Genomic DNA, 3188 nt, shown 5'->3' on the forward strand with positions numbered 1-3188 from the left:
ACCGGTTGCATTGATATCGGTCGTGCCGGTCAGCGTGATGTTTTCGACATACTGACCGCCCAGAGCGTAGGAGAAACCGACGATGACGCCGTCAATTCCCTGGCCGACCGCTTCGCGGATGACATCGCCGGCATTGTCGATCGTATAAAAGTCATTGCCCAGGCCGCCGGCCATAGTGTCGGCGCCAGCGCCGCCATCGAGTCGATTGTTACCTTCGTTGCCGATGAGAATATTGTCGAGCGCATTGCCGGTACCGGCGATATTGAGCGTCCCCGTCAGGGTCAGCCGCTCGACATTGTCGCCCAGCGTATAACGCACTGACGACTTCACAGTATCCGTGCCATGTCCGGCCAGTTCAATCACCACATCGCCGATTTCATCGACGATATAGGTATCGGCGCCGATACCGCCGGTCATGGTATCGGCTCCCACGCCGCCATCGAGTTTATCGTTGCCTGCAAAGCCGATCAGGTGATTGGCAGCGCCGTTGCCCGTAATGACATTGGCAAGCAGATTGCCCGTCCCGTCGATTGAAGCCGCGCCTGACAGGGTCAGGTTCTCAACATTTAGACCAAGTGTGAAACCGATCGACGCCACGACTGTGTCGCGACCGCCGGTGTCCAGGCTGTCCGCCGTCTCAAAAACTCGATCATCCGCATCGTCGACGATATAGGTATCATTTCCCGCCAAGCCATGCATCTGCATGCCAAGCTCGGTCGTTCCATCCAGTGTATTGTCGTGCTGGTCGCCGGTAAGCTCCAGCGAATGCGACAGAACACGGGAAAATATCTCCTGAAAAACCTTCGATGTTCCGTTGAGATAGTCGTTCTCGGCCCACTCGAGCACATAACTGCCATCACTTAACTCGGTCAGTCTTTCCCCCGCCGCCTGTGTTGTGCTGGAAAACGTCTCGGGGCCGGCCTTTGCGCCCGTGTCGTCGAAGCGCTGGGTATAGATACCGGACGTATCGACGCCGGCTCCGCGCCACGCAATCACGTAACCGCCATCGCTAAGTCCGATAACGTCAGGATTGAATGCATTATTGGCACCGAGCGGTACGTGGACCTCTTCGCCGACCTTGTTGCCGGACGCGTCGAAACGCTGTGCCAGGACTTCCGCACCGTAAGGCGAGGTTGATTCGGCATTGACCCAGGTGACAACATAGCCGCCGTTCGCGAGAGCCGCGATATCGGCATCGACCTGATTACCGGCTGTGTGTGCCGTGTCGAGCTGAACTTCAGAACCGACCTTCTGGCCTTCGCTGTCGAATTGCTGGACATAGCTGCCGGAGCCGTCACCGTCCTGGCCGATGCTGTTAAAAATAAAGACCAGTCCGCCATCGTTCAGCCGCGCGAAGCTTTCAGGATATCTGGTGAAGGCGCCGCCATCATCGATCTGGATCTCCGGCCCTGCGGCCTGGAAATCCTGATCGTAAACCTGGTAGAACAGTTCACTGTGCGCGTTGTCGATATTAACGCTTCTGACACCTACATAACTACTGCCGGATAGTCCGACAATCTTGTGGGGAAGCTGGACTTCGCTGCCGATAGCCGTGCCGGTGGCATCATAATGCTGTTGCGAATAGGCCGCCCCCCATCCGTCCGTCCATGTGACAAGAAAACTGCCGTCGGCGAGAGCCAGGGCGCCGTCAAGCGCCTTGTCATCCCTGTTGGGAAAATCGATCTTGGCCTCGGTTCCGACTTTTTCCCCGGCCGCGTTGTAAACCTGAATATGAATGGTCGCGTAAAATGGAAAATTAAAGAAGTCTGCAGATTCCTGATACACGACGACATATCCGCCACCCACCAGCGCTTTGACATCCGAATTGTAAGTTGTTTTCGATACAGTGGCGACTTGGGTAACCGGTCCGGCAGTGTAGTCAGTCATTTTTGTAAACCTCTCAAAGAGCTTCCGCCGATTTTCGACCGGAAGCAAAGAAACTTTTTAAATTTGCGTTAGAGCAAAATGACTTGAGTAGAATCGCCATTTTGCTATAACTTTTTGTTTTATCAAGCAATTTAACCAAAACACGGGCCACACGGGCGGTGACGCCCAAGGCCCGCCTTACCAGATGATATGGCCAGTCACATCGCCTACAGCAGCAGGCTGCATGGTGATGACATTGCCGCCAACCAGGTCGATAAGGCTATCGGCGCCAGACCGGACGACGGTGATATCACCGCCAAAGGCGATCTTGTCGCCTTCGGCCGCGTCGAAGTTGCTGGCGGCGTCGGCACCCGAACCCAACCCAAAGATGGAGGTATCGGCACCTTGACCGCCAGCAAACCTGTCGTTCCCGATATCAGGTCAGCAGAATGCTATGGCTGTCCCAGTTGACCGGCGCGACCAGTCGGAGCGTGTTACCACCGCTAAAATCGAGCAGAATGTCAGCCCCGTCCATGGTGATGATCACGTCGGCCGGCATCCGATGCAACTCGATGATGTCGCCCTCTGCCGAATTGAAGTCCGTGATAGTATCGATTCCGGACTGGAAATTGAAAAAGAACGTGTCCGCGCCGGTGCCGCCCGTCAGGATATCGTCGCCGCGGCCGCCGTTCATGACGTTATTGCCATCATTGCCGATCAGCGTATTGGCGTTGTCGTTGCCCGCGGCATTGATATCGGCCGTGCCTGTCAGGGCCAGGGTCTCGACATACTGGTGACCGAGATAAAAGCTGGTCGAGCTATAGACCGTATCGTTGCCCTGGCCGATGTTTTCGATTACCCGGTCACCGACGTTGTCGACATAGTAGCTATCGTCACCCAGACCACCGACCAGTCGGTCGGCGCCGCCGGCGCCGTCCAGAACGTCGTTGCCATCCCGGCCTGTCAACACGTTGTTACCGGAATTGCCGGTGATATGGTTGTCCAGCGCGTTACCGGTTCCACCCAGATTGAAGGTGCCGGTGATAACCAGGTCCTCGACGAATTTTTCCAGTGTAGTCTGCACACCGGCATAGACCACGTCGTGCCCGCCGCTGTCGGTCAGATCATGGGCCACTTCATAGGTCCGGTCGCCGGCATTGTCGATATAGTAGGTATCGTTCCCGGCGCCACCAAACATCTTGTCGATGCCCGAAAGGCCGTTCAGAACGTTGTTGCCCGAATTGCCGATCAGCGTGTTGGCCAGCGCATTACCGGTTGCATTGATATCGGTCGTGCCGGTCAGCGTGATGTTTTCGACATAC

The 3188-nt window shown here is 56.2% G+C and carries 3 protein-coding genes; all 3 read right to left on the reverse strand.

Annotation, left to right across the window (positions count from 1 at the left end):
• The coding region (locus tag AC1DXO_RS26040; protein ID WP_476981129.1) for a calcium-binding protein at nucleotides 1-1887 on the reverse strand (1887 nt) is incomplete at its 3' end.
• Between the two features lie 177 nt (nucleotides 1888-2064).
• Entirely contained in the window at nucleotides 2065-2247 is a 183-nt protein-coding gene (locus AC1DXO_RS26045; RefSeq protein WP_476981130.1) for a hypothetical protein, read from the reverse strand.
• Between the two features lie 55 nt (nucleotides 2248-2302).
• The coding region (locus tag AC1DXO_RS26050; RefSeq protein WP_476981131.1) for a calcium-binding protein at nucleotides 2303-3188 on the reverse strand (886 nt) is incomplete at its 5' end.

The organism is Asticcacaulis sp. P2_C5, from assembly GCF_056404555.1.